This window comes from Myxacorys chilensis (assembly GCF_059505265.1).
In genome coordinates this window covers 1-26,554 of sequence record NZ_JCACKG010000230.1, presented here as the reverse complement: position 1 = coordinate 26,554, position 26,554 = coordinate 1, and the positions used below count along the sequence as shown (strand labels likewise).

Below are 26,554 nucleotides of genomic sequence, written 5' to 3'. Positions count from 1 at the left end.
TAAATTTATAGCAGAAAGGGGTGCGGGATGATTCCCATCGCCTATTCTCTCACTCCCGCTTTAAGTTGCTCCGTCACTCTCCTCAGCACACCATTGATGAAGCGGTGTCCATCCTCGCTGCTGTACCGTTTCGCCATTTCGATCGCTTCGTTGATGGCGACCTTATCAGGAATGCCCAGAAACATCATTTCGGTCACAGCAATGCGAAGAATGTCTCGATCGATCGTTGCTAGACGGTCGAGTTGCCAATCAACTAGGGCTTCGTTAAGCAACTGATCGACATGTTGGCGCTCTTCTTGTAGGCGCGTAATGATTTCGAGGGCGTACGTGCGGACATCGGTTTGGTTCGCGAGTTGAATGAATTCGGGAATCTCAATCGCGCTCCCCAACCGATTGATGGCCTTTTCGGTGAGCGCGATCGCATCTTCCACCATCGTTCTAGCACTCCCGACGGTGTTGGCACGCGTTTCACTAGCAAGAAGTTGATTGTTACCTCGTTGAAGCTCTGCCGATGCCGTTTCCAAGGCGTCGCGGGCTTCGGTTGCAAGCGTGCGAACGGCTGCCACAATCAGATCTTGAAGTTTTTGAGTGTTGAGGCGCTCTGTGGTCGTGGGGAGTTGACTAATGCTCAAGAGGGCAAGTTCGCGGGAAATTCGACGGGCTTGCATGGCGGCTGTTTGGCTCGATTCAAGTTAGCTCGCTTATCTTAACAAGTTTAAGGGTGCAAGTTTGGGGCCAGGGTTTGGGCAGAGATGGCTAAACCGATTCTTCTTCGACGATTAGGGGTCGAGTTGCTTCTACTAAGGGTTCTAGAACGCGCTTGCGGCTGGATACAGTTGGAGACGCGAAGGCAGTTGAGTCCGGGCTGACAATGCCACCAGAAATAATAACTTTGAAGGCGTCTTCAATTGGCATCGACAAGGTAATTGTCTCAGCTTCGGGCACGATCGTATACCAACCTGTTGTGGGATTGGGAGTGGTGGGAATAAAGACGCTCAGCATCTCCGCTGAAAAATGAGACTGAACTTCAGCCCCGATCGCGCCTGTGACAAATCCAAGCGACCAGATGCCTGGCCGAGGATATTCCACTAAAACAACACGGCGAAACTTCCCACCTGTGTCTCGTAACAACGTTTCTAACAGTTGCTTTAGAGTTTTATAAATCGCACCAGCCAGCGGAATGGATTGCAGCAACCGTTCGCCAAACTCTAAAAGCCACCGTCCAGCGATGTTACGCGCCATCAACCCGATGAAGAGAATGGACAGCAACGGCACCGCTAAACCAACGGTGAAGTTTAAAAAGCTGACTAGGATTGGGTTCAGGCCGTCAAAGGGGCTGATTTGCTTGGGTACTCGCGTGAGAAAATCGATCACCCAAGTTGCGATCGTATAGGTTAACCAGATCGTTGTGGCTAGAGGAATAACCACTAGCAGACCTGCAATCAAGTCATTTTTGAGATCTTGTTTGAGACGTTGGATCACAGATAGCCTACTCTCCATCTGGCTACAAACGCTGAATGCTTCAATCGTGTTCTTATAGTCCGATCATAAACAATGATTTGAACAATAACATCAGGCTAGAGGTGGTTTAATTCTTGTCTAAACAAGTGATCCCCACTTCATTACTGTTGTCTTAGCCTACTATCCTACTCGTAAAGCATGTAAGGAGTGTCGCAAGCTAATTTTAATTCAGATAAAATTTTCCTATCCTAACCGTTATGCCTCACAGAAAAAGAACTGAGGCATTACAACTCTTGATGAGCGTCCACACAAGCGTCTCTGCCGAAATACTAGAGGGACGCGGACGCTTCAGGAGATATTTCTTGAAGCGGTGAGGCGTCGAGCTGAGGAGGCGCGATCGGCATGTGCTTCATCTCCCATACTTTCAGCAAAATGAGATATTCGTAAAACGCTTGCAGCACACACCAGGTAAACCCTGCTCGACCATCTAGCAGTCCACCTAAAACGAAGTACATATAAACAAATCGAATTAAGGGGCGAAACGGGAGGCGTAAGGAGAGATCTTTCAGTGCGCGACGGCGTTCGACTTCTGATTGCCCCCAAACTAAGTCTTTCCACTCCACTGATCCAGTTTCGAGTTGTCGGACTGTCTCGATCGCTTCGTTAGTAGAATACAGATTATGTTTCTCAATCCAGCGGCTCATGCCCTTGCCGCAGGTGTAATGAGGATAGGTTTCTTGAATAAAGCCCGTTGAGCCGTCGACAACTTCTCGCTCGGTGTGCCCATAGTCTGTAAACCACACCTTGTCTTTGCGAAACAGCCGAAGCTGATAGCGGGGATATTGCGTGCTGCGACGAATCCACTGCCCCATGAACATGACCCGTTCTGCTACATAGTAGCCGTCATGTTCAGGACGTTGAACGATGTCGAGGCATTCCTGAAACAACTCCGGCGTCATGCGCTCATCGGCTTCGAGAATGTAAACCCAGTCGTGCTTCGTCGGAACCGATTGCAGCATCCAGGTTCTCTGTTTACCGTGGCTCTCAAACTCGTGCTGAATGACGCGCACTGGGTAGCAATTGGCAATCTCAACAGTGCGATCGCGACTAAACGAATCAACCACAACGACATCATCAGAGAGCAACGCCGACTCAATACAATCGGCGATATCAATTTCTTCGTTGTGGGTCAGGATGTAGATTGAGAACATGGAGAATTAGGGATGAGGGATGAAAGGTCGTGATTTCTGAGGGACTAGAGCCGTAGTGTTAAAACCTCAGCCCTATCACTCGATTCAGCAAATTTCTTCTTAACGTTCATCCCTCATCCCTCATCCCTTTTCTTACCGCAGCGTCGCCTTCCGGCGTCCACCTATAATACCCATCTCGCGCAAACCCATTAAGCTGATAATGCCGTAGCCCAAAGAGAGCAGTAAGCTGCTGAGGCCAACTCGCACTCCTGTTTTCCAAAAATCGCCTTTGGCTTGATTTTCGAGTTGCTGTTTGCGATCGCGAATCTCGATCAGCTTCTGGTTACGGAAATCTTTGGCGCGCCCTTCGATCGCGTTGGGGTCAGACTTTAGGGCTTGCAACTCTTTCAGCGCTTGCTGAGCTTTCGTCTGCTGATCTCCCTTCAGTTGTCCGCTATTGATCGCATCGTTGATTTGTTTGATCTGGTCGTCAAGCTGCTTGATTTGAGCCGGATCTTTGAGCGCTGCTTGAATTTGACCTTGGCGTTGCTGTACCTGGGTATCGAGTTGATTTTCCGCCGTTGTTGATTCTTCGGCAATGCGTTTGAGCGCTTGGTCAGACACTTGGCGCGTATTGTTGAGATGGAGCGGAAAAGCAATCAGAAAAATAAGGCTGAGCAGTCCGGCGAGCAACAACGCCCAAAACCGAATCGTGCTAAATGGCGCTTCGCGATCGCGGGGGGCTAAAGAACCATTCTCAAGAAACGACCCAGCAAACAAAAATGCCAGTCCGACCATCGGAATAATGCCGCGATCGACAATTTGCGTGACGACCTGCGCGAACCAGGCTTTATCTGAAAAATTGGGCGGTACAAGTAGAGCAAAATAGTCAATCAGCGATGACACGATCAAAATTGTACCGACTAACTTGAGAACTAATGGGGCTGAAGGAAGGGAGTTACTAGCTTTCATCCGACTTTAAACGTGGGTAACACTTCAAGGGGGGCTGATGAATAAGATTTGTCGATCGTTTCACTGCTCTTATTCAGAGTTCCGCAAATGAATGAAAAAATGCTAATCAAAATCTGGAACGAAAAATCGATTTTCCAGCAAAGGTAGCAAAAAATTCTTTGGAAACTTGGCTATTCTACCTGAATTGTCTAAGACCCATTCAACGGAAGTAAAAAACAATACGATTGAGTGTTCTTATTCATCTGTCTTTCAACGAGGGTAGCACCCAACCGGAAGAACGGAACCAAGGTTTAAGAAATGACAATCAAGTGAAGGATCTTAAGCGGTGGGGTGATGCTTAATGGCATTGAGGTTATTTTGCTGGAAAGCGAAAGATGTGAACTGCGCCAGTCGGATCATTTGATTCAGAAATCTGTGCCCCAATATCACCAACCATAACCTCATCACTTGTAATCTTGATGCTCTCAAAGCTCTGCTGCTGAGACTGAGCAGAAAGTAACTTGGTTTGCTGCCGCCAACGCTTAGTGGTTGCCTCTTGCTGAAACAAAAACGCCTCTGTGTGGCTATTAGAACCAAATAAGCTCACAAGGTCAGGACTATCTTGCGCGATCACTGCGATGTAGCCGTTGTGAATGGCAACTTGTGCGCCAAAACCATATCGGTACATCCAGTTAAAGATGCCAATATCAATATGACGACCTCTGGGTTTTAACACAGCAACGCGCTGCCACTGATCGTTGTGCCGCTCAAAAACAGAAGCAGATCCATGAAACCACGGAGCGAGACCACGAGTTGAACTACCAACCACAAGTGTATTGTTCTCCAAGGCTAGGGAGTGTCCAAAACCTTGTTCATCTGCACCCTTAGGAAAGAGTTCAGCTTGTCGAATCCATCGCTTTGTCGTTGAATTGCGTGTAAAAATAGTGAGTCTATTTCCACCATCGACGCTATCACCACCAACCGCAAGTGTGGTTTCGCTCAATGCCAGCTGAGGACCAAACTTTACTCTTACTGTATTAAAGCTAGTTGTCCTTGGCTGAGAAGCAGTCAATGTTTCAGCATAGATCCACTGATCGGTTTGGCGATCGCGATTAAAGATGTGAACGGCGTCTTGTTCTCCCACTGCCAGGGTATCTCCCTTTAATGCGACTGATCCCTTGAGATAGCTTTGTGAAGAAGGTAAAGGTGGAAACAGGCGAGCTTGCTGAATCCACTGCTGCCCTCGCCGTTGAAAAATGTAAACAACTCCTTCGCGACCACTAGAAGTAGATGTTCTAAGCGCACTTGCTGCAGATACGGCAATTACATCTCGATCAATCGAGACGCTTCCACCGAATCCCTCAGCAAGCAAACCCTTTTCACTCGGAATCAGTCTTGCTTGCCGACGCCATACTCCTGCTTGTTGAATGAAGACATAAGCGGTTCCTGGATCACCATCAAGTGGCGCTCCAACAACTATGTATGGCAAAGAAATATCAAGTGAAGTTCCAAACCTTAATCGACTTTGAGGAGTATCGCCCAACAAAGACACTTGGGGTCGCCATACGGCTGTTGATTGAGTGATTAGCAATAATGCTAGACCGGAAATTGCAGACACTACGAGAATTAGATACAGTTGTCTGCGGTTCATGTTATTTTTTCCACGTTTAGGTCTCGCGAAGCATCTTTCCAGTTCGTCTTTCTACAGCATTGCTGGATCTATGAAACCTTAATTGCTTAGCGAGGTTCTCGTAGATGTCTGCAACGTTGTAAGCCTCCGCAGCGAAGAATTGCGGTTTACCAGAATGATCTGATAGTCACGACTAATTCAGGCTATCTTCTCAGGCTCTCAACCGGAGAGTAGGTAAAACCTTCATCCACTAATAGCAGGGTCTCTAAGCCGATACCTGTACCTTATGAGAGCCTGACAACTCAAACGCCGCGTGAATTGTTTGCAGCGCCACAACGCCTTGATCTTCCGCCACTACACAACTCACTTTAATTTCAGAAGTTGCAATCATCTGAATGTTGATGCCTTTTTTGAACAGCGCATCAAACATGCGAGCCGCCACTCCTGGCTGTCCGACCATATTAGATCCAACAATGCTGACCTTCGCGATCGCGCTATCTACTACGACTTCGCCACAGTTAAATTCAGCGGCCACGCTTTCTAACGTCGTCCGTGCCGCTTCGCCGTCCATTTGCGCCACGGTAAAGGCGATATCCCGCGTCATTGTGCCATTCACCACGCGACAGCGCTGGGATTGGATAATCATATCGACGCTGATGTTGTGATCAGCCAGCCGTTGAAAAATTTTCGCCGCCATGCCAGGCTGATCGGGCACATGGCGAACGGCAACCCGGGCTTGTTTAAGATCGAGCGCCACGCCCCGCACCGGAGTTTCAGTGACGTCAGGCAGGGTCGCCTCTGGAATGCGATAACCTGACTCATGAATGTCGAAGGCATTGCAGAGAACCGCGATCGCGCGATCGCAATCAACCTGATCAATCACACAACTCACTTTAACTTCCGAGGTCGAGATCATTTGAATGTTGATCCCTGCATCGGCAAGGGTTGAGAACATTTTGGCCGCCACTCCTGGACGCCCAATCATGCCTGCGCCTGCGATCGTCACTTTGGCAATTTTCTGTTCGATCATCACGTCGGGCGTAGCTTCGCTGCTGGGAGGCTGACCCGCCATGAGAGCCGGAATAATCGCACTAGACACCGCTTCTGCACGAGTGAGGGAGTTTTTGATCACGGTAAAGGCAATGTCATTGCTATTGCCTTCGTGAATGGATTGGATAATCAAATCGACATCCAACCGCTGAGAGGCGATTTCACCAAACAATTTTGCGGCAACACCAGGCCGATCGGGAACGCGGAGGAGGGCAACTTTTGCTTGGTCTGTGTCAAATTCCACCGCATCAACAGGACGGGCAATTTCTAACCCTTCGAGCGATCGCGTTTGCGGCGCAGGCGAGGTTACCCAGGTTCCGGGGTCGGTTGTCCAACTCGATCGCACGACGAGCGGAACGCCATAATTTCGCGCAATTTCAACAGCGCGGGGATGCAGCACTTTTGCACCGAGACTGGCAAGTTCTAACATCTCATTGCAGGTAATTTCGGTCATTAGCCGAGCATCTTCGACCAAGCGAGGATCTGCCGTGAGAATGCCGGGTACATCGGTGTAAATCTCACAAAAATCGGCTTTGAGCGCCGCTGCTAATGCGACTGCCGATGTATCAGAACCACCCCGACCCAACGTTGTAATTTCTAAATCTTGAGCATTGCTAATGCCTTGAAATCCAGCCACCACGAGAACTTCACCGTTCTGCAAGTGACGCTTCATGCGGTCAGTGGCAACGTTGAGAATGCGAGCGCGAGTGTGATGGGTTTCAGTAATAATTCCGACTTGTGCGCCCGTGAGCGAGACGGCGGGCTGCCCAGCTTCTTGCAGTGCCATGCTGAGTAGCGCGATCGTCACTTGCTCTCCGGTGGAGAGCAGCATATCCATTTCTCGTCGATTGGGATTGGCAGAAATATCATGTGCCAGTTTGACCAAGCCATCGGTAGTCTTGCCCATCGCAGAAACCACCACTACCACTGAATTTCCGGCTTCAACAGTTTGCTTTACCCGTTGGGCGACTGCCTGAATTCGTTCGACCGTTCCAACTGAGGTTCCCCCGTACTTTTGAACAATGAGTGCCATGACTAATTCCTCACTACCGAAGGCTCAAGCCTCCGAAGCCCGCGTGGTTGTAGGGTTCTGATTGTATCGCGCTTGGGAGGCTGAAGCACATGATTTTCTTCATCATACCGATGAGTCAGCGTCGCGGAACCTAATTTGAGACGGATTAAAACTAGATGGATTAAAACTAGTTGGCTTGTACTTTTGTCACAAAGCTGCAATTGTTGCTTCTAGAGGTCTATAGAATTGTTAGCCTCGATACACCAATCATTCAACATTGATACGCTTAACTCTGGAAGGGATCATGAATAGAACGTTAACAACTGGCTGCACTAAACTCCTAAGGATCGCTGCTTCGGTCATCTTGCTTTCTAGCATTGCGGCTTGCGGTAATAAGCAGGCCAATGCCCCCTCCTCCCAACCAAATGCGGCTGCCCCCCAAGCGAGTACTGCTCCTCAAAATGCAGCCGCTACAACGGTAGAAGTGGTTGAAACCGAAATGGCGATTAAGCTCTCGAAGACTACGGTTCCTCAAGGGCCTGTGCAGTTTGTAGTGAAAAACCAGGGCAAAGTTCCTCACGAGATGGTGCTTTTGAAAACAGATTTACCGCTCGATCAGCTACCTACCAAAAATGACGGCAAATTCGACGAGCAGGCTAAGAGCGTGAAGGAAATCATCGAGATTGAGGAAGATGAGTTGAAGAGCGGCGGCAGCAAATCGGTCAGCGTTCCGCTCAGTAAAGGTCGCTACGTTGTCGTTTGCAATGTGGGTAAGCACTTTGAGAAAGGCATGAAGACAGCACTGACGGTTCAGTAGAGCTTTCTAATGGACAGGCACTCCTCCAGAGCTTGCTACGCCATTTCTTTAACGTGAATTTTACTGAAAAATTTGAATAGTTAAGCCCGGAGAGTCTGAAAGCTCTTCGGGCTTAATTTATGCGTTGAGAGACTGCTCGTGTATTGAGCGTCGATTGAAAATAGATCTTGAGCGTTACATCAAACCTAGTTGTGCCAGGATTCCCTTGCCGGTTATCAACTCAGTTGCAAATCCGATCGCTATTCCAAGCATGGCTAAACGACCGTTCCAAGTCTCAGCAAATGGTGTGAATCCAACCTTTCCTTCTTGCTTATCCATGTTTGAGTCTCCTAAAAGATAGGTTTCTTAACATTATTTAACAGTAGCGCGGTCTGTTTGGCAAGTCTCGCTACCTATCGTCTTTGCCACCAGAAGAATCCAGCCGTTAGAAAACCAAATAGGGGGACAAGCGCGATCGCTAAAACTGCCAAGATAGTCGCCTGCTCAGTATTCAGCGTAATCCGACGGTTTTTAACATCTTTAGGACGCAAAGATAGTGGCTGTTGACCTTGCTGGCTGAGCCAATTGACCGCATTTAGGAATACGTCGCCATTAAGTTGCTGTCCAAAATAGCTATCTGTCACGAAACCAGAGTTTCCCAATACGACTAAGCGCGACTCTTTGGAAGATGGTGTAGGCGATGGGCTGATTGAAGGCGAAGGACTGGGCGATGGACTTTCCAAGGCGGAAGGTGATGGACTAACTGAAGGTGATGGACTGGGTGACGGACTCGGATTGACCGTTCGAGAGAGGGCAACGCCAATGGTTAGCGGTCCTGGGCGATCGCCGCCATCAAGCTTTAAGGGTTGTTCTTTCAGATTGCTTTCTGCCCAGCTTTTCGGGTCAGTTAATAATAACGGCGTATTTTGCACACCCGCGATCGGAGTAATGTCTAACGGACGGGCAAGCGGATAAAACGAGTAGCCATTTCCGAAGTCTTTTGTAATCGGGTGAGTGCCATACTGCGTCACGATTAAGCCTGCCGGACCCACACCCAACACCTTTTGGTCAGGTGAATTAATGGCAACGCGATCGTCTAGTTGCACACCCCACCCATTTAGCAGAGTGTCCAGTCCTGCTTTGATCGTTGGATCGACTGCAACGAATATGTTTCCGCCCTGGTCAAGGTAGTCTTGCAGCGCTTGAACTTCTGCGTCTAGAACAGGACGAGTGGGGCCAACAACCAGCACAACGCCTGCGTCTGCTGGCACTTTTCCAGTTTGCGCCAAATTTAATGGCTGAGTGATAAAGCTTTTATTTCCTAGAGCTTCCACAGCCGTTGAAATTGCGCCTTCTCCCGCTTGCAAGGATTTTTCGCCGTGCCCTTGTAGGAAATAGACTGGAACCTGTCTGTCGTTGCTAATCTGTAAAATTCCGTTTGTGATTCTATTTTCTGAGAGTCGCGTTTGAGAACTGATATTTTGAACGAATTGTCTGCGCTGTTTGGAGGGTAGTTCTAGAAAAACATCACGACTATCATTACTGTTTTTGATGTTAAAGTCTTTCGCTAAACCTGGATTACCTTCAGGGTCAACAAATTCAAATTTGAATCTCTGATTCTGTCGCTGGTAATTCTCTAATAATTGCTGATCTTGAGGATTCTGTTGGTTGTCGAATACCCAAACTTTGACATCCTGATTTAATTCTTGTACGACTTGCTTCGATTCGGGGGATAGGGTGAATAGTCCTCCTTCGGTAAGGTCAACGCGAGCGGAGTGACGAACGGCTAGAAAGTTAATCAATCCTAAGATGACTAATACTGCGATCGTATTCACCACCGCATCTGTACTCGCTTGAGTTGAGCGGCGTTTCCAAAAGTTGGGTTGCAGCGTTTCTTCTCCGCGTCCTAAAAAAACCAGCCACAGTAAGAAGAGCACAACTCCAGCGAGCAGTAACCCTAGCGGAACAGTTCCCCAAACGCCAGAGACAAGACCTGCCACAATCCCCATAATGATCAGAGTGGGAGCAAGCCAAAACAGATATTTCAGAAATTGAAGCTGGGGTTTGAACTTTTTCATGGTCAAAGTATGGGATAGAGGCAGACGAAATCCGGTTTGTACGCGGAGAATTCAAACTAGGATCGCTGGAATCGTAGAGCGTCGATTGATTGAGCGGTGAGAAAAATGCCTAATAGGATGTAACTTGCAAATAAGACCAAGCTTCCCGTATCGACAACGCCTTGCACGAGGTTGGTGTAGTGCTTGAGCAGTGACAGATGCCCGATCGCGTCGGCTAATCCACCTGTAAAGTTTTTTGCGATCAGATCGATAACCCACAGGGCTAATACTAATGCAAATGTAAAAATAGCGGCCAAGATAGTGCTATCGGTGAGGGAAGAGATAAACATTCCCAATGATAAGACGGCGGCTGCTAGTAATATTAATCCGCCGTGACCGAGTAAGAGAATGCTGGGCTGCACGGGAGGATTAACATTTGCAAGTGCGATCGCTTCGTAGACTAACAACGGAAGCGACATCGTGATAAAAAAGGTCAAAACACCAAGCAATTTTCCGATCGCAACAGACCAATTGGTGAGTGGTGATGTTGCTAATAACTCTAATGTGCCGCGCTTGCGCTCTTCTGCATATAGTCCCATTGATAAAATGGGCAACACAAATAGGGATAACGATCCTAAAACGCCTAACACGGCTCGAATAAACTCGTAAGGAATATCGATCGGAGGAACAGACACGCCTGCTCCTGCTTGAGCATCATAGAGCGCGGCTTGCCCCACAATTCCTTCTAGCGTTGCCCAAAACAGAAAGCCAGAGACTAGCCAGAAGATCGCCGCGATCGCATAGGCAAGCGGTGATGCAAAGTAGCTCAATAATTCCCGTCGATAGATCGCCAAAATGTTTGCTAAAACGGTTTTCATCTATCTTGCATCCTCTGATGGGGTTTCGGTGGGCAGTACTTCAGATTGGGTCGATGGAGGTTCGGTGTCAACGTTATCTGTGGTATCTGCGGTTTCTGGCGTGGCTTCTAGCGGTTTTTCTTCGGTTGTGAGTTCTAAAAACACATCTTCTAGGCTGGCTTGAACGCGGCGCATTTCATACAGTCCTAACCCATTGCGAACGAGTGCTGCCGCGATCGCATGTCCGGGTTCAGCGTTTGACTCGGACACGACCCGGACTTTGATTCGATTTTCGGGCAGGTTCTCAATCTGCATCTCTTCAACGTGTTTTACGCCTTCAACTCGCTCCAAGCATTGTTGAACGGCAATTGAATTGCCCGCAATATCCAATTCGTAACCTGAACCGCCCATCAATTGTTCCATCAATAATGCAGGCGTGTTGGTAGCAACGACTCGACCGCGATTAATAATGGCGACGCGATCGCACGTCATGCTGACTTCGGGCAAGATGTGGGTTGAGAGAATGACGGTGTGATCGTTGGCGAGTTGCTTGATTAAATTCCGCACGTCGATGATTTGCCTGGGATCGAGTCCGACGGTGGGTTCATCGAGAATAATCACTGGTGGATCGTGAACGATCGCTTGAGCAATGCCGACTCGTTGCCGAAAGCCCTTAGACAGCTTACGAATGAGCGTCTTGCGTTTCTCGACTAAGTTACATTTTTCGAGTGCCGCTTTGATTCGATCCGCGCGATCGCCTGCACTGACGCCCTTAATTTGCGCTACGAAATTGAGAAACCCTTCTACCGTCATTTCAGGGTAGAGCGGTGGCGTTTCTGGCAAATATCCGATTCGTTGCCGCACTTCCATTGAGTGTTCGTGTACCTCAAATCCTGCGACTTTTGCAGTCCCACGACTAGCAGGCAAGTAGCCTGACAGAATTCGCATTGTGGTTGTTTTTCCGGCTCCGTTGGGGCCGAGAAAGCCGAGAATTTCGCCCGGTGCAACCGAGAAGGTGACATCCTCGATCGCAGGGGTAGAACCGTAGATTTTGCTGAGATGCTCAACTTCGATCATGAGATGAGGAACGAATGAGGGCGTGCAGTCGGTAGAGTAACAAACTTTGGGAGTAACTGCTACTGAATTGACGCAAACCGCAACGTTTTGCTCCTGTGTGGCTCTCGTTTGGGCTGATTTGATCGGGAAGTTTTTGATGGGGGAGTTGTAGAGACGAACATAGTAGGATGGCTCTACAACTCTCTACGCTAATCGGTTTCCGATTCTGATGGCATTGGATCAAATACAATCTGATGTGTTGCTGTTGGTATTAGTCGTCCGACTACTTTGAGATATTCTTCTGCCCCACTTCGTTTGCGAAATCTCGCAATTACGATGCGTTGCATTTGTGGTTGTAATCGAATCACGCACCACGGATGGAGCCGATTCCAGTAATTTGGCGCATCGAAGCTATTCAGCGCTCCGGTTGACGGATGGGCTGATATCATATTGTTCGTCTCCTTCACTGTGGGACAAGTGATCGCTCTTGGTTTTCCAGACGTGAGAGCGATCGCTTTTTAAGACACTTTCATTAAAGAACGAGATCTCGTTCTTGTCAATCATAGAATGGGTCTAGTCAGACTGCGAATTCGAGAACTTGCACATGGGAAAGGATGGACGCTTAAGGAAGTTGCTAAGCGGTCGGGAGTTCCTTACACAACCGTAACGACCTATGCACGCTCTCCGGGAATGGCAATGGCAGACATCAGTGCGTTGATCAGGTTGATGCGAGTGCTTGAAGTGTCGATCGAAGAGTTAGTCGAAATCATTGAAGAGTAACAGTGAGCCTTTGTGTTTGCAGCCTTTCAAGGGTTTAGCACGCTCGACGTTTTGCTTTGAGACAAACTAAAATCGGGGCAAGCCCTCAATGCCTCAGCTAATGCCCGGACAGGATTTCATCAAGCTGATTACTGATCAAGCAGAGTTTCTCAAATCCTTTACGCCGTTGCTTGCCGCCTTAGTGCCTTTCATAGGTGGTGGCGGAGTAATTGGAGTTCTTCTGCTGTGGCTGAAGCATCGGCAGCAGAAGCTAAAACAGAAGCGCCAACAAGAGCTTCCGTCTGGTGATTTTCCGTTTGAAATCATCTCACCGAATACCAGTACCGTTCTCAAACAACTTATGTCAGGGAGCAACGATGACGATCCTTTGGCAGACGCAAACATTCCTTACTTGCAGCGACAGCCCAATCGTAATATTCGTCAAGAGCTAGAACGTGCTTTTGAAGCAAAACCGTGGGTCTTAATTCTGGGGCGGACAGGATTGGGAAAAACGCGAGAAGCGGCACAACTCGCGAAGTTGTTGAACGACGAAGGCTGGACAATCCTGAACTTAGCGGATCAGGCTGGAGCATGGATTGATGAGCCTCGGCAGTTTCCGCCTGAGATTAGCCCGAATGCAAAGCTGCTGTTTTTCTTAGATGATCTTAATCGCTGGGTTTATCGAGGCAAGCCGCGAGAGATTTCAAAAGATGCGGATGATCCGGCGCAGCCGTTGCGGGTGTCGGTGCAAGAGCGGTTGTTGAGAACGCTGGAGTTTTATGAGCGCGAATGCCGAAATCAGGTGCGAGTGATTGCAACAGCACGGAATGAGCGCGATCGTCATCCCGATCGACTACACGAGCTAAGCGAGTTCGAGAAATTGCAGTTTGAGCAATATCCTAATTTTTGGAATCGGTTTGAGCCTTATGAACTTGTAGAACCTTCAGATGCCGCGATCGTGGAGTTGTTAAGCGATCGCGTTGAAGCTGCACATCTGAGAGCGAAAGTTGACGAGTTTCCGCAGATTGCCAGCAGGAACGATCGCACGTTTCGCAATATTGTAGAGAACTTACGCACGGCTACGAATCGCGAGTTAGTGGTGAGTGTAAACGAGCTTTCTGAAACGCTCGATCGAACGTGGCGAGTTCGCTATAAAGCCGCGCTCAAACGCTATCCAACAGCGCAGTATACTTATGATGCCGTAGAGGTATTACAGACGCTAAATTTACTGTTAACCCCTGCGATGGTAGGAGCAACAGCAGAACTATTTATTCATCAGCGCGGTGTGAAGTGGATATGGAAGCAGTGGCAACTTCGACAAGCACTAAAATTTTTAATCGAGTCTGAGAAAATTTTGGAACCTAGAGATGGACAAATTGAGGCGAAGAATCAGCACATTGATGTCAAGCAATTTGTTCCGTTAGTTTTGAAAAAGCTTGTCACGGTTGGAGAAAGGTATTATTCCCAGAACCTCTTAGCCGCCGAATTTCTTGATTGTGGTATGGTACTCAACGATTTAGAACTTTACGAGGATGCAATTAGGAGTTTCGATGAAGTCATTAAATACGAACCTGATAACATTGATGCTTGGTACTTTCGTGGCACGGCACTCAATGATTTAGAACGCTACGAGGACGCGATCGCGAGTTTCGATAGAGCTATTCAACACAAACCGGAAGATCACCATTCCTGGTATCTTCGCGGCATGGTACTCATCCATTTGAAACGCTATGAGGATGCAATTGTAAGTTTCGATGAGGCTATCAAATACGAACCGGAGCATTACTACTCTTGGCACTTTCGCGGCATTGCACTCGTCAATTTAGGACGTTACGAGGACGCAGTTACGAGTCTCGATAAAGCTATTAAGTATGAATCGGATAGCTACTACTCTTGGCACTTTCGCGGCATTGCACTCGTCAATTTAGGACGTTACGAGGACGCAGTTACGAGTCTCGATAAAGCTATTAAGTATGAATCGGATAGCTACTACTCTTGGCACTTTCGCGGCAATGCACTCGCTAACTTAGGACGTTATGAGGATGCAGTTACAAGTTTTGACGAGGCTATTAAGTATGACCCAAACTATTACTATTCTTGGCACTTTCGCGGCATGGTATTTATTAGTTTAGGACGTTGCGAAGACGCAGTTACGAGTTTTGATGAGGCCATTAAGTATGACCCGAACTATTACTATTCTTGGCACTTTCACGGCATTGCACTCACTAATTTAGGGCGTTATGAGGATGCAGTTACGAGTTTTGATCAAGCACTTAAGTATGACCCGAACTATTACTACTCCTGGAATGTTCGCGGCAATGCACTCAGAAAGCTAAACCGCTACGGCGAGGCGATCGCGAGTTACGATGAAGCCCTCAAACACAAACCCGACTATCACGTAGCTTGGTTCAATAGAGCCTCTTTCTATGCTTTACAAGGTAATGCTGAGTTAGCTATTGAAAATCTTAAAATATCGATTGATTTTAGTTCAGAATGTTTAGAAAAGGCAAAAACGCATTCAGATTTCGCCTGTATTCGCAACGACGATCGCTTTCAAGCCTTAATCAACGAGCATCAAAATGGGTAAGCGATCGTGAAAGCCCAATCAACAGAGTTCGTTAAAATTCAGTCGCACAAAGTTAGAGGACTTTATGAGAATAAAAGCGATCGTTCATCCGGCCGAAGAGGGTGGATATTGGGCAGAAGTTCCTGCATTACCAGGTTGCATTACAGAAGGTGACACAATGGAGGAATTAATTACTAACCTCAAAGATGCGATCGAAGGATGGCTAGAAGTCGCAAACACTCGTCATTTCAACGAACTTCAGGATCAAGTCGTTGAAATCACCGTATGAAATCTATTTCTGGTAAACAACTGTGTCGAATTATCGAGCGCAGAGGTTGGTTGCTCAAAAAGATTACTGGCAGCCACCACATTTATGAAAATTCAGAATTCGACCAGATTCTGGCAATTCCTGTTCATCGCAATCAGGACTTAAAAATCGGAACACTCAAAGCACTTATGAAAGTTGCCGGACTAACCGAGGCGGACTTGAAATAGTTCAGACCCTACGATCGCCCATCTACTGCTCTTTTCCCGCCACTTCCACAAACTTGTGAAATAATCGCTGATGTGCCGGATCTTCTCCCGAAAGTTCAGGATGCCACTGCACAGCGACCATCCACGGATGCTGAACATGCTCGATCGCTTCGAGCAATCCATCATCTGCTTGGGCTGAAATCTGCCATCCTTGCGGAACCGTTTTTACCGCTTGATGATGCCACGAAACAATATTGAGCGTAGTTGTTTCTAGTAAATGGGCAAGGCGAGTGTTAGGCAGAATTGAAAGATCGTGATTGATCGGGCGACGCGGATGATCGAGTCGGTGCGCGATCGCATCTCCATACACGTCTGGAACATGCGCGACTAACTCTCCACCTGCCGCGATCGCTAAAACCTGCATTCCCCGACAAATTCCCAACACGGGAATCTTCCTGATCAAAGCTGCCTTTGCCAGCGTCAGTTCAAACGCATCTCGATCTTCATCAATGCCATAGATGGAGAGATGGTTTTCACCGCCGTACAGAATCGGATTAATATCGCCGCCGCCTGAAAACACCAAACCATCTAAGACGTTTAGCAATGCTTCTGGATCAGGTTGGTTAGGAGGAAGCAGCAACGCATTGCCGCCTGCGGTTTGAATTGCATCAATGTAAGTTCCGGGCAAAAGGACTTCACCCGCGCTGTTGCGACTGTGAGTTGTAATTCCAATCAAAGGTGGCTTGGGCATTAAACGAGGATGATTAACCTGTTTAGCCCTCTATCTTAAAGGAGGTTTTCATGCATCGCCATAAAATAATTACGAATTCGCTTGAAGCACTGGTGTAAAACTGGAGGGCAAACGTAGACTGAAGGCAGGAGAAATCAGCGATCGCAACAATGCAACTCAGAATCAACTATCCAGAACTTTTACCTGCTGCCCTTCAACAAACTCCAGAGCAGTTTGAACAAGAAGCGAAATGGGCAATGGCAGTGAAACTATTTGAAATGAAGCGCATTTCTTCAGGAATTGCAGCAGAACTGATTGGAATCGATCGGGTCACATTTCTGCTGAATCTTCATCGTTATGGCGTCGCCATGATAGATCTAAGCGAAGCTGAACTCCAATCCGACCTCGCCAATGGCTAATCCATCTAGGCTTGTGATCAATACAGGTCCAATTATTGCGCTCACTGTTGCGCTTGGCGATCTTCGAGTGTTGCAACAACTCTACGAAGATGTGTTGGTTCCCTTTGAGGTTTGTCAAGAAATTCAGGTTGGAGGTTCAGATGGCTTTGCTATTTCTGAATTTGAAGCGGCGACTTGGTTGACTAAACAAAGGAGCCCACTAGAGATCCTTCCGTTTCTCGCAAACTCCCTTGACCGTGGGGAAGCTGCCGTTATTCAACTGGCACTGAACGAATCGATTCAAACGGTTTGCATTGATGAAGCCGCAGGTAGGCGAATAGCACAGTTGAGCGGTTTGTTGCTCACAGGGTCAATTGGCATTTTGCTAAAGGCATATCAGCAGAAATATCAATTCTCAATGCAAGAAGCAATTCAACGAATGCAAGACAGAGGAATTCGTTTAAGCCCAACAGTGATCAACTTTGCCTTAGAGCAAGCGAGTAAAGAGCAAAACACTGAAGAATGATGAAAAACTACCATATCAACGTTTTTTACAGCGAAGAAGATGAGGGCTATATTGCAGACATTCCAGCTCTGAAATTCTGTTCTGCTTGGGGCGCAACGGCAGAAGAAGCTGTGCGTGAAGTTGAGATTGCAAAGTCTGCCTGGATTGAAGCTGCGAAAGCATCAGGTAAACCAATTCCTGAACCTAAATATCGCCCTGCAATTTACCAACTAAGTTAGAGCAGGATAAAGCTTAATTTCAATATTAATCCAAAATGAAAAATTAGCTTGAAGCACTGGTGTAGAACCGAAGCGCAAATCGCCAAAACCAATGAGCGACGAATAGAAGCGCGATCGCAAGTAATCCGGCAACTACCGTTCCTGCAATTCCCGATCGACCCAACAACGTTTCTGCCGGAGTTGTAGTCAGAAAGGCAACCGGAACTACGAATGTAAAAAAGACTCGATAGGCAGTGGGATAGGCCGCCATCGGAAAGCGTCCTGCTTCTAACAATCCGCGCAATACTTCAGTCACATTATAAATTTTGACAAACCAAATGCTGGTTGCGCCCAACATGAACCACAAGCTATACAGAATCGCCAATCCGAAGATTAGCGGTACGATGCTGACAAAATAAGCAAACGGCTCGATTTCCAGCTTAATGCCCCCATAAAGAATGGTGGCTATCCCAAAAAAAATGTCCGGTAACCCCCACGGAGACACGGTGTGAGCCGAGAGCCAGAATTGAGAGCTAATCGGTTTGAGCAAGACAAAATCTAGCGTTCCTTCTTGCACATGACGGACAATTCGGTTGAGGTTCGGAGCCAAAAAGGTACTAGAAAATCCTTCTAGCAGCGTGAAGATGCCGACGACGATTAGGGCTTCTTCCCATCGCCACCCCGGAAAACTAGAGCCAGTTTGGTAAAACAAAAATAAGCCAAACAAGCTGCCCACCAGTCCGCCCAAACTCGTGAACGCCGCGATCGCAAAGTTGATCCGATACTCTAACTCCGCTGCGATCGCAGTAGACCAAAAGATTCGCAGAATTCTGAAATACCGCTCCATATCACGCCCCCATGCCCGAATACTGTTTTAGTCCTTTGCGCCACAGCCAGCGATTGAGCGCAAAAAATCCGGCACACCACGCCAACATCACCAGAAATCCTTGAATCAGATTTACAGGCAACCCGACCAAGATGCTGGCTGGAAAATTGATCAGATACGGAAACGGGGTGAGTTGAGCGATTGTTCTCACACTCTCTGGAAATACGGCAAGCGGCGCGATTGCGCCAGAAAGAAATAAATAAAACAGAAACCAGAACTCTTGCAGTGAGCTTGCTCGTTCAGTCCAGAATGCAACCATTGCTAACGTGTACTGAATCAAGAAATTTAGCGCAAATGCTAGTCCTGCGGCTAATAAAAACAACGCAATGGTGAGAATGTTAGGAACAAAAATAGCCGCAGGATACAGTATAAAAAATAGAACAATTAATAGAACAGCAAAAGGAAGCCGTGCCAACCGTTCTGAAGCATGAGAGAAGACATGATGCCAAACCGGATCGATCGGTTGTAGCAACCGGAACGACAACTTACCTTCCAACACTTCTCGCTCAAACTCCCAAATTACCCAAACGACTGTAATTTGGCGGACGAGAAACACCGCCATAAAGTAACGAGCAAAATCAACCGGAGACAGTCCAAAATTTCCGCGTTGAGCCGCTTGTGTCCATACACCCATGAGAATAATCGGTAGCGAACCCGACAACACCCACAGCACGAGTTCTGCACGATATTCCACCATATAGGCGTAATACACCGTCGCAAAGGTTTGCATAATTCTAAAAAGCCGCTTCATCTCGCTACCGTTCCTGCTTGAAAGACTCGTCCGATCACTTCTTCGATTGGCGGATCGCTGATTGTCAAATCTATGACTTGTAAATCGGCTAGAATTTTAGCGATCGCGCCTGTTAATCCTTCTTGCTGCACCAAAAATCGCGCATATTGTTTATCAACGTCTTGAATGTCGCCATAAACGCTCAATTCGTGGGCTGAATACGGACGCGCAAACTCTACTTTTACTTCCCGGCAGGGCGAGAAACGGTCTACCAAGCCATCTAAGCTGCCGTCATAAATCAACTGTCCTTGGTGAATCATCAGCACTCGCTCACAGAGCGCGGTGATATCTGCCATGTAATGGCTCGTCAACAGAATTGTTGCTCTGTAGCGCTGATTGTATTCTCGCAAAAACTCCCGCACAGCAACTTGTGCATTCACGTCTAACCCTAACGTCGGCTCATCTAAAAATAAAACGTTCGGTTCATGAAGTAAGGCCGCTAGTAACTCGGCTTTCATGCGCTCACCGAGGGACAACTTACGAACGGGTTGATTGAGTTTTCCGCCAAGTGACAGCATTTCAGAGAGTTCGCCGACCCGATGCTCAAGGGCGCGATCGCTGATGCCGTAGACTGCCGCATTGATCTTAAACGAGTCTAATGCAGGCAAATCCCAGATTAACTGTTGCTTTTGCCCCATCACCAGCGTAACTTGACTGAGAAACGCTGACCGTCGCTGAAAGGGGATGTGTCCTGCCACTTCTACCCGACCCGATGAGGGATGAATCAATCCCGTTAGCATCTTTAGCGTCGTTGTTTTTCCGGCTCCATTCGCTCCCAAAAATCCGACGATTTCTCCAGGTTCGATCTTAAACGAAACATCCTGCACCGCTTTCACCTGACGGTAGGTGCGCTTAAAGAAGTGAGTTAGTGTTCCTTTCAGTCCAGCTTCTTTAACGGCAACGGGGTAAACCTTGCTAAGATGTTCGACAACAATGGTAGACATACAAAAAGTATCAGGAAGATGAATGGCTGAAGAGTAAAATTGCAAATGCAATAGATACTAATTCATGATACAAGATTACTTTGCGATCGACAGGCCGAACATCTCGCTTCTCAAAATTCAACGGAGCAAAGGAAAGATCCCTTGCTCCGAAAATGCGCGTTCCCAATCTTATAAATAAAGGAGCGATCGCTTTCCAACATCTATCTAGAGGAATTCTCGCACCTCAATTTTCCCGCCTCTATGTGCGATCGCTACTTTCTATGTCTTCTGTTCGTAGTACTCGCTGATGTGCTCATAGACATGCTCAGGAAAGTTTAACTCCCGATAGACATTACAGGCATCAGGATCGTCTGAATTGGGGCAGATCGGAAAGTCTTGTTTGCTTTGCCACTCTAAAATGCGATCGCGCTTCGGCGGGTTGTAGTCTTTGCCTTGCACCTGCTGATACAGTGCCTTGGCTTCGCCTTCACTAAAATCCGTGTCTTTCTGCAAATACTCAATCACTTCTTCTTCAGACATAAAATGGCGTGCAATCATCGCAAACACGAGTCGCCCATAGTGCCCAATGTCTTCACCTGCGTCTAGCGCTTCTAGAAGATGCGCCATCATGTTACTTTTACGGAGATCTTCAACAGCCATAATCACAGTTTGCTTACTATCACTCTATCCGTTGTAAGTTCTGTAATTAGAAATGCCGTCTACCGTAAGAGGGCTATCTAAATCCTCTTCAATTATAAGCGTGGTTAATTTAGATACTAGGTTCTGTTGACACTTCAGTGAGGGATGAGACGGATCGGCTTTCAGTAACTTGTAGCAGTCGTCAGCAGTATGTTGCACGTTTTCAGGTAAGGGGTTCTAACAGTTCTAAAACTGCCGGGTTGTGTAATGCATTAAAGCTCTCGACATTGCCTAAAGGTCTAACGGTTGAATTGAGCGGCTGCTAGTAATTTTAAACCAGATTACCAGCGACTTTTTCAGTCGCTCCAATGAAGTGTTAGACCGCGTACAGGGACTTACATTTTATTATGCTGTCGTTGTTTGCGCGCAGTTTCAAAACCTGTAGATGTTAAAGGATACCATTGTCCTCGATCATGTTTTACTAATTTCTTCTCCAGCAATGAATCCAGCGCATCAAGGTACTTTGCTGTATATGCCTTATCTTCTAAATTCAGAAAATCCTTGTTACCTACTCGAACCCATGATCCAGCCTGACTCCGCTTAACATGAATCCCTCCATCTTGTTGTGCATCAGTAAGCAGTTCCATTTCTTGAACAGTCAATTGCGAACACTTTAGTGTTAGCTGGTTTTCTAAAGATCGAATTTTGGCATCTTTGTCTTTGAGTAAACTACTAACGTCATCACTAGATACTGGCTGGTTTTCTAAAAATTGAATTTTAGTATCTTTGTCTTTGAGTTGCTCATCCTTTAACTTGAGCCTCTCTTCCATGGTTTCGACTTTATTCTTTTGAGCCCAGGAACTAGCAAACCAGCCAAAAGCACATCCAATAATGAAAGTAACAGCAAGAAGGGATGGAGCGCTTGAGATTGTGTCCCACTGATTTAAGAAGTAATCGATGATGACTTTGAGCATGAATGAGCAGTGTGATGAATTGAAATACCAGCCTATTATCATCTCTCATATCTACGATCGCCTCGTTCGATAGCCTCAACATTTCTTCCGCTAGAGAACTGAGGTTGTCCATCTAAAATCCTGTTCAAGGCAATTAGGTAGACGGTATGGAGACACCGCCGGAAAAGCTTTTAGACCAAGTTCCGAGACCTTTTACGGGTAAAGCACTACTCGCACCCCACTGTGCAAATCTATGTTCAATGGAGGATTAAGCAGAGTCCCGATCGCGGTAATGTTTCTACTCACGCAGACAATAACCGACCTTTTGGTTCTGGGATAGGTCGCCCTAACGCTTGTGCCGTTTCAATCCATTCTCCAATCACAACTTCCGCATTTTGCACGGCGGCTTGATACGTTTCGCCATCTGCCATGCAACCCGGCAGTTCTGGAACCTCGACGATAAACGCTTGATCCGCGTCGCTCCAGTAAATGATGAGTTCATACCGAATCTTCATCTTGACCTCCAAATTGAGCTTAGTTTACGATTTGCTTGCCAAGCGCTAAAGGATCGCCTCTCCTACAGCAGCCAGTTAAGCACACCTCGATCGCAGCAGCGCTAATGCCAGAAGGAAACAAAGATAGTTCTATTTCCCCTAGCGACGATACAGACTTCCAGATTAACGATCGCAGTAGAAAGCTCAGTTCTCGATCGACCTGGTTTTGTTCTTAAAGCGATTAGCACCAAGGCGCAACTCCAAAGGAACCGCACTAAGAACAGATCAACGTACTTTAGTAACCTATGTTTATTCGGTAAGAACTAAAGTTCCCATTTATGTTATCGATGGACTAACTTTTGTTCTTAATGCTCAAACTTTTGTTCTTAATGCTCAAACTTTTGTTCTTAATGTTCGAGCTTTTGTTCTTAATGTTTGAGCTTTTGTTCTTAATGTTCGAGCTTTTGTAATTTTCCTAGTACAACTACTGATTAGACCTACACATCTTCATCCAAACAATACAAAAAATCTGCGAGATTCGCGCCTCCTAGCGAAATGGTTTTAGCCTAAGCGATCGCGCCTCACTCTGCGAATTCCTTCAATGTTTTGCAAAGCTCAGTCCATGAACCCAAAAAACCGTATATCCACGCCTCTCCGAAAATTGCTTAACCGACGAAGGATGTCCTGCCTAAGCAACGCTCTTTCTCTCCCTCTATCCCCTTGTCCCCTCTACCTCGTAAGATACGGTTGGCGTGTCACCACAACCGAACCGTGAAAGCAATTTCTCTTCTTGGCTCAACTGGCTCAATCGGAACCCAAACCCTGGATATTGTGGCTCAGTACCCAGAGCAGTTTCGGATTGTTGGCATGGCAGCCGGACGCAACGTTGAACTGTTTGCCCAACAAATCCGTCAATTTCGTCCGCAAATTGTTGCTATTTGTGACGAAAGTAAAGAGCAAGACCTGAGAGCCGCGATCGCAGACCTGAATCCACAGCCGATCGTATTAGCCGGAGATGCAGGAATTGTTGAGGTTGCTCGATATGGCGATGCGGAAGTCGTGGTTACCGGAATCGTCGGATGTGCTGGATTGTTGCCGACGATCGCCGCGATCGAAGCTAAAAAAGATATTGCTCTCGCCAACAAAGAAACCTTAATTGCCGGAGGCCCAGTTGTTCTGCCGCTCATTCAGCAACACGGCGTCAAGTTATTGCCTGCCGATTCCGAGCATTCTGCAATTTTTCAGTGCTTGCAAGGCGTGCCTCAAGGTGGATTGCGTAAGATTCTCCTCACAGCGTCGGGCGGTGCGTTTCGAGATTTACCGGTTGAGAAACTGGCAGATGTGACCGTAGCCGATGCTTTGAAACATCCAAATTGGTCGATGGGTCGCAAAATTACCATCGACTCTGCCACCCTGATGAACAAGGGATTAGAAGTAATCGAGGCTCACTACCTGTTCGGCATGGAGTATGACGATATTGAAATCGTGATTCATCCACAGAGCATCATTCACTCGCTCATCGAGTTGCAAGATACCTCTGTATTAGCGCAGCTTGGCTGGGCAGACATGCGGCTTCCGTTACTCTATGCCTTGTCCTACCCAGAACGGATTCACACCGATTGGGAGCGCTTAGATTTGGTCAAAGCTGGCAACCTAACCTTCCGCGAACCCGATCATGCGAAGTACCCCTGTATGCAACTTGCCTATGCGGCTGGTCGCGCTGGCGGATGTATGCCCGCTATTTTGAACGCGGCAAATGAACAAGTCGTTGCTCTGTTTTTAGAAGAGAAAATTCGCTTCTTGGATATTCCGAAGTTCATCGAACAAGTCTGCGATCACTATCAATCTCAAAATAAGCTTGATCCAACCCTAGAAGATATATTGGTTGCAGATCAATGGGCGCGACAAGAAGCGATCGCTCTGCGTGAAAAGGCAAAAACATTAGTAAATTTGTAGTTACAAATAGTTCGTAGTTAAAGACAATTTTTCAGGCTTTGATTTTCTTATTTAAAAGAGAATTAATGAGATTTAATTTTTCTTAGAGAAGCAATGAAACGCTAACAAAATTAAGCTTCCCTTTTTCAAAAGCAATTGATTCAGTGCCATACTTTGCGAATTAGTGATTGTAAAGATCATTCTCCGGATAGGTGACTTACGGTTAGAATCCTATTTGATTCGCAGTTCACTCACACACATGGCATGAACCCTCAATTCCACAACTTCGATAGATTTCCGTTCTGGGCATACTTAAACCAACCCTTGTTTAACGCCAATCAACCTTTTATTCTTAATCCCCGTGAATTTACTCACTGTCACAAAATTCGCCAATTAGAGCACTGCTGGAGGCTCTCAGAACGGCGTCTGCTGGAGCATTGCTGGCGTCAAGATTTGAAGGATAAGAATCCGTAACTCGTTCAGTCGCATGGTACGAACTACTGAAGATGGAGGTTATGGTTCGCTCTAGAGTGGGGATGTGAGCCTCTGCTCTAGAGAACAAAGCGTCATATACCAAGTTTTATTAATGCCCTTGAGCTTTTGCGCTTTAGGGCTATTTTAGTATCAGTCCTGTAAAGTCTTCGCACCACCTCAACATTGTGAGAAATCGTTAGCCTTGGCTGAGACAGCCGCATTGCTCATTTTTCACGCCTTTCCAAACTAATTTCCAGCATTTCCTTTGATCTAGCAGGCTAGTACCTTAGAATAAAGTCATAAGCCTTAAAATAACTTAACTATCGCCCCTGAGTCGGCATGTCCATGACTTCAGCAACATCCTTATTTTCTCCAGTCGAGGCAGATCTTTCTCAATTGACGGAGAACCTTAAAAATTTAATTGGTGCTCGTCACGCAATGCTCTACGCTGCTGCGGAGCATCTCTTTGGCGCAAAGGGAAAACGAGTCCGACCTGCGATCGTGCTACTAGTGGCACGGGCGACGATGCCCAATCAGGACATCACCCCCCGCCATCGGCGGTTGGCAGAAATCACTGAGATGATTCATACCGCGAGTCTGGTACATGATGATGTAGTAGACGAGTCGGAAATTCGGCGCGGCATCCCCACGGTGCATACTAGTTTTGGCAATCGAGTTGCCGTCTTGGCGGGCGATTTTTTGTTTGCTCAATCTTCTTGGTATCTTGCAAATCTAGATAATTTAGAAGTCGTCAAGCTGCTGTCAGAAGTCATTATGAACTTGGCAGAAGGTGAGATTCAGCAGGGGTTAAACCGATTTGCGACCGAACTTACAATGGACGCTTATCTTGAAAAAAGTTACTACAAAACAGCATCATTAATTGCTAACAGTTCCAAAGCTGCAGGCATTTTGAGTGATGTTTCAGATGCTCAAGCGCAAAAGCTTTACAATTACGGTCGGCATCTAGGCTTAGCATTCCAGATCGTTGATGACATTTTAGATTTCACGGCATCTACAGAAGGATTAGGTAAACCCGCCGGATCGGATTTAAAAAGCGGCAATTTAACGGCTCCGGTATTATACGCTTTAAAAGAAAAGCCGTATTTGGAAGCGTTGATCGAACGAGAATTTGCTCAAGATGGTGATTTGGATCAAGCACTAGCGCTAGTTCACGATAGTCATGGAATTGAGCGATCGCGAGAACTTGCTGCGCACCACGCAAAACTGGCAACAGATTGTCTTTCTGATCTGCCTCCATCCCAGTCGCGTCAAGCCTTGATCAAGTTAACTGATTATGTGCTGAGTCGATTGTATTAGCTAATTCAGAATGTCATAACTGGTTTGAACCTTACAATGTTTTAGCAGGAGATGGATGCTAAATCTGTCTCCTAATTTTTTGGTTTTAGAAGCGATGAGTTATTAGTTGGCTCTGAATTTCCTTCTTCTAGAAACGAACGAAACCTTGGATAAGCGAAGAAAACTGTCATTTTAGAGACAGTTTTTGCGTTATTTTGTTACTTCTAAACTTTTACTTAGATTGGTCTTAATGCTCTCAAATTCTGTAATCTATCTAAGTATTAGCAACGTATTACTTAAAGATAAAGGCGTATTACTTTACATACTAAATATCATAAACAGAACATTTTATCTTGTGCAGTTATTGGAATTTTGAGTCGCAAAAACGAACATTAGCTGTTTGGTCGTGTTCTAGACGTGTGGAGCGATAGCTAAATGGGTAATCCAAATTCGT

The 26,554-nt window shown here is 46.8% G+C and carries 28 protein-coding genes; 10 read left to right on the top strand and 18 right to left on the bottom strand.

The window, feature by feature from the left end; all coding sequences use genetic code 11:
* Window positions 1-41: 41 nt before the first annotated feature.
* From nusB to AC5JLB_RS23365, 6 genes are all read right to left on the bottom strand, one after another.
* Entirely contained in the window at window positions 42-668 is a 627-nt protein-coding gene (gene nusB / locus AC5JLB_RS23390) for a transcription antitermination factor NusB (protein ID WP_495876233.1), read from the bottom strand.
* Window positions 669-756: 88 nt separating this feature from the next.
* A complete protein-coding gene (locus AC5JLB_RS23385; RefSeq protein ID WP_495876232.1) occupies window positions 757-1,482 on the bottom strand; it encodes a DUF502 domain-containing protein in 726 nt (241 codons plus the stop codon).
* 308 nt (window positions 1,483-1,790) lie between these two features.
* Window positions 1,791-2,672, bottom strand: a complete 882-nt coding sequence (locus tag AC5JLB_RS23380) for a glycosyltransferase family 2 protein (protein ID WP_495876231.1) — start codon at window positions 2,670-2,672, stop codon at window positions 1,791-1,793.
* A 132-nt stretch (window positions 2,673-2,804) separates the two neighbouring features.
* Window positions 2,805-3,623: an HpsJ family protein gene (locus AC5JLB_RS23375; RefSeq protein ID WP_495876230.1), complete on the bottom strand. Its 819-nt coding sequence runs from the start codon at window positions 3,621-3,623 to the stop codon at window positions 2,805-2,807.
* Window positions 3,624-3,975: 352 nt separating this feature from the next.
* Complete coding sequence (locus tag AC5JLB_RS23370) at window positions 3,976-5,253, bottom strand: FG-GAP repeat protein (protein ID WP_495876229.1); 1,278 nt, start codon at window positions 5,251-5,253, stop codon at window positions 3,976-3,978.
* 244 nt (window positions 5,254-5,497) lie between these two features.
* Complete coding sequence (locus AC5JLB_RS23365) at window positions 5,498-7,315, bottom strand: aspartate kinase (protein ID WP_495876228.1); 1,818 nt, start codon at window positions 7,313-7,315, stop codon at window positions 5,498-5,500.
* Window positions 7,316-7,598: 283 nt separating this feature from the next.
* Here AC5JLB_RS23365 and AC5JLB_RS23360 point away from each other — a divergent pair, with 283 nt between their 5' ends.
* Entirely contained in the window at window positions 7,599-8,111 is a 513-nt protein-coding gene (locus tag AC5JLB_RS23360) for a plastocyanin/azurin family copper-binding protein (RefSeq protein WP_495876227.1), read from the top strand.
* Between the two features lie 174 nt (window positions 8,112-8,285).
* Here AC5JLB_RS23360 and AC5JLB_RS23355 read toward each other — a convergent pair whose 3' ends face one another.
* From AC5JLB_RS23355 to AC5JLB_RS23335, 5 genes are all read right to left on the bottom strand, one after another.
* Complete coding sequence (locus AC5JLB_RS23355) at window positions 8,286-8,429, bottom strand: high light inducible protein (RefSeq protein ID WP_495876226.1); 144 nt, start codon at window positions 8,427-8,429, stop codon at window positions 8,286-8,288.
* A gap of 74 nt (window positions 8,430-8,503) precedes the next feature.
* Window positions 8,504-10,168 carry a GldG family protein gene (locus AC5JLB_RS23350; protein ID WP_495876225.1) on the bottom strand — a complete coding sequence of 555 codons (1,665 nt, stop codon included), beginning with the start codon at window positions 10,166-10,168 and terminating at the stop codon, window positions 8,504-8,506.
* Between the two features lie 56 nt (window positions 10,169-10,224).
* Window positions 10,225-11,025, bottom strand: coding sequence for an ABC transporter permease (locus AC5JLB_RS23345; RefSeq protein WP_495876224.1), 801 nt, complete (start codon window positions 11,023-11,025; stop codon window positions 10,225-10,227).
* The gene (locus AC5JLB_RS23340) at window positions 11,026-12,081 is read right to left on the bottom strand and encodes an ABC transporter ATP-binding protein (protein WP_495876223.1); all 1,056 of its coding nucleotides are present in this window, start codon (window positions 12,079-12,081) and stop codon (window positions 11,026-11,028) included.
* Between the two features lie 188 nt (window positions 12,082-12,269).
* The gene (locus AC5JLB_RS23335) at window positions 12,270-12,509 is read right to left on the bottom strand and encodes a hypothetical protein (RefSeq protein ID WP_495876222.1); all 240 of its coding nucleotides are present in this window, start codon (window positions 12,507-12,509) and stop codon (window positions 12,270-12,272) included.
* Between the two features lie 118 nt (window positions 12,510-12,627).
* Here AC5JLB_RS23335 and AC5JLB_RS23330 point away from each other — a divergent pair, with 118 nt between their 5' ends.
* The 4 genes from AC5JLB_RS23330 (at window position 12,628) to AC5JLB_RS23315 (ending at window position 15,880) form a co-directional block, all read left to right on the top strand.
* The gene (locus AC5JLB_RS23330) at window positions 12,628-12,840 is read left to right on the top strand and encodes a helix-turn-helix domain-containing protein (RefSeq protein ID WP_495876221.1); all 213 of its coding nucleotides are present in this window, start codon (window positions 12,628-12,630) and stop codon (window positions 12,838-12,840) included.
* An 88-nt stretch (window positions 12,841-12,928) separates the two neighbouring features.
* Window positions 12,929-15,406 (top strand): tetratricopeptide repeat protein, encoded by a 2,478-nt coding sequence (locus AC5JLB_RS23325; RefSeq protein ID WP_495876220.1) that lies wholly within the window; start codon window positions 12,929-12,931, stop codon window positions 15,404-15,406.
* Between the two features lie 64 nt (window positions 15,407-15,470).
* Entirely contained in the window at window positions 15,471-15,674 is a 204-nt protein-coding gene (locus AC5JLB_RS23320) for a type II toxin-antitoxin system HicB family antitoxin (protein ID WP_495876219.1), read from the top strand.
* On the top strand, window positions 15,671-15,880 hold the full coding sequence (locus AC5JLB_RS23315; RefSeq protein WP_495876218.1) for a type II toxin-antitoxin system HicA family toxin: 210 nt from the start codon (window positions 15,671-15,673) through the stop codon (window positions 15,878-15,880). Before AC5JLB_RS23320 ends, AC5JLB_RS23315 begins: the two co-directional genes overlap by 4 nt.
* A gap of 22 nt (window positions 15,881-15,902) precedes the next feature.
* Here AC5JLB_RS23315 and AC5JLB_RS23310 read toward each other — a convergent pair whose 3' ends face one another.
* A complete protein-coding gene (locus AC5JLB_RS23310; RefSeq protein WP_495876217.1) occupies window positions 15,903-16,610 on the bottom strand; it encodes a gamma-glutamyl-gamma-aminobutyrate hydrolase family protein in 708 nt (235 codons plus the stop codon).
* A gap of 149 nt (window positions 16,611-16,759) precedes the next feature.
* Between AC5JLB_RS23310 and AC5JLB_RS23305 the strand changes: the two genes are divergently transcribed.
* From AC5JLB_RS23305 to AC5JLB_RS23295, 3 genes are read left to right on the top strand one after another with little or no spacing between them, the layout of a single operon-like run.
* Window positions 16,760-17,008 carry a UPF0175 family protein gene (locus AC5JLB_RS23305; protein WP_495876216.1) on the top strand — a complete coding sequence of 83 codons (249 nt, stop codon included), beginning with the start codon at window positions 16,760-16,762 and terminating at the stop codon, window positions 17,006-17,008.
* Window positions 17,001-17,513: a PIN domain-containing protein gene (locus AC5JLB_RS23300; RefSeq protein ID WP_495876215.1), complete on the top strand. Its 513-nt coding sequence runs from the start codon at window positions 17,001-17,003 to the stop codon at window positions 17,511-17,513. The genes AC5JLB_RS23305 and AC5JLB_RS23300 overlap by 8 nt, the downstream gene beginning before the upstream one ends.
* Complete coding sequence (locus AC5JLB_RS23295) at window positions 17,510-17,731, top strand: type II toxin-antitoxin system HicB family antitoxin (protein ID WP_495876214.1); 222 nt, start codon at window positions 17,510-17,512, stop codon at window positions 17,729-17,731. Before AC5JLB_RS23300 ends, AC5JLB_RS23295 begins: the two co-directional genes overlap by 4 nt.
* A gap of 43 nt (window positions 17,732-17,774) precedes the next feature.
* Here the strand turns inward: AC5JLB_RS23295 and AC5JLB_RS23290 are convergent, their stop codons facing one another.
* The 6 genes from AC5JLB_RS23290 to AC5JLB_RS23265 all read right to left on the bottom strand — a co-directional run bounded on the left by AC5JLB_RS23290 (window position 17,775) and on the right by AC5JLB_RS23265 (window position 22,416).
* Window positions 17,775-18,557, bottom strand: a complete 783-nt coding sequence (locus AC5JLB_RS23290; RefSeq protein ID WP_495876213.1) for an ABC transporter permease — start codon at window positions 18,555-18,557, stop codon at window positions 17,775-17,777.
* 1 nt (window position 18,558) lies between these two features.
* Window positions 18,559-19,347 (bottom strand): ABC transporter permease, encoded by a 789-nt coding sequence (locus tag AC5JLB_RS23285; protein ID WP_495876212.1) that lies wholly within the window; start codon window positions 19,345-19,347, stop codon window positions 18,559-18,561.
* Window positions 19,344-20,330 (bottom strand): ABC transporter ATP-binding protein, encoded by a 987-nt coding sequence (locus AC5JLB_RS23280; RefSeq protein WP_495876211.1) that lies wholly within the window; start codon window positions 20,328-20,330, stop codon window positions 19,344-19,346. Before AC5JLB_RS23280 ends, AC5JLB_RS23285 begins: the two co-directional genes overlap by 4 nt.
* Before the next feature lie 258 nt (window positions 20,331-20,588).
* Window positions 20,589-20,969: a hypothetical protein gene (locus tag AC5JLB_RS23275; RefSeq protein WP_495876210.1), complete on the bottom strand. Its 381-nt coding sequence runs from the start codon at window positions 20,967-20,969 to the stop codon at window positions 20,589-20,591.
* 374 nt (window positions 20,970-21,343) lie between these two features.
* Window positions 21,344-21,922 (bottom strand): LapA family protein, encoded by a 579-nt coding sequence (locus AC5JLB_RS23270; protein WP_495876209.1) that lies wholly within the window; start codon window positions 21,920-21,922, stop codon window positions 21,344-21,346.
* Window positions 21,923-22,203: 281 nt separating this feature from the next.
* Window positions 22,204-22,416 carry a type II toxin-antitoxin system HicB family antitoxin gene (locus AC5JLB_RS23265; RefSeq protein WP_495876208.1) on the bottom strand — a complete coding sequence of 71 codons (213 nt, stop codon included), beginning with the start codon at window positions 22,414-22,416 and terminating at the stop codon, window positions 22,204-22,206.
* Window positions 22,417-23,166: 750 nt separating this feature from the next.
* On the opposite strand from AC5JLB_RS23265, the gene dxr reads away from it, so the two are divergent.
* A complete protein-coding gene (gene dxr, locus AC5JLB_RS23260) occupies window positions 23,167-24,351 on the top strand; it encodes a 1-deoxy-D-xylulose-5-phosphate reductoisomerase (protein WP_495876207.1) in 1,185 nt (394 codons plus the stop codon).
* Window positions 24,352-25,143: 792 nt separating this feature from the next.
* Window positions 25,144-26,121 (top strand): solanesyl diphosphate synthase, encoded by a 978-nt coding sequence (gene sds / locus AC5JLB_RS23255; RefSeq protein WP_495876206.1) that lies wholly within the window; start codon window positions 25,144-25,146, stop codon window positions 26,119-26,121.
* The last annotated feature ends 433 nt before the right edge of the window (window positions 26,122-26,554 follow it).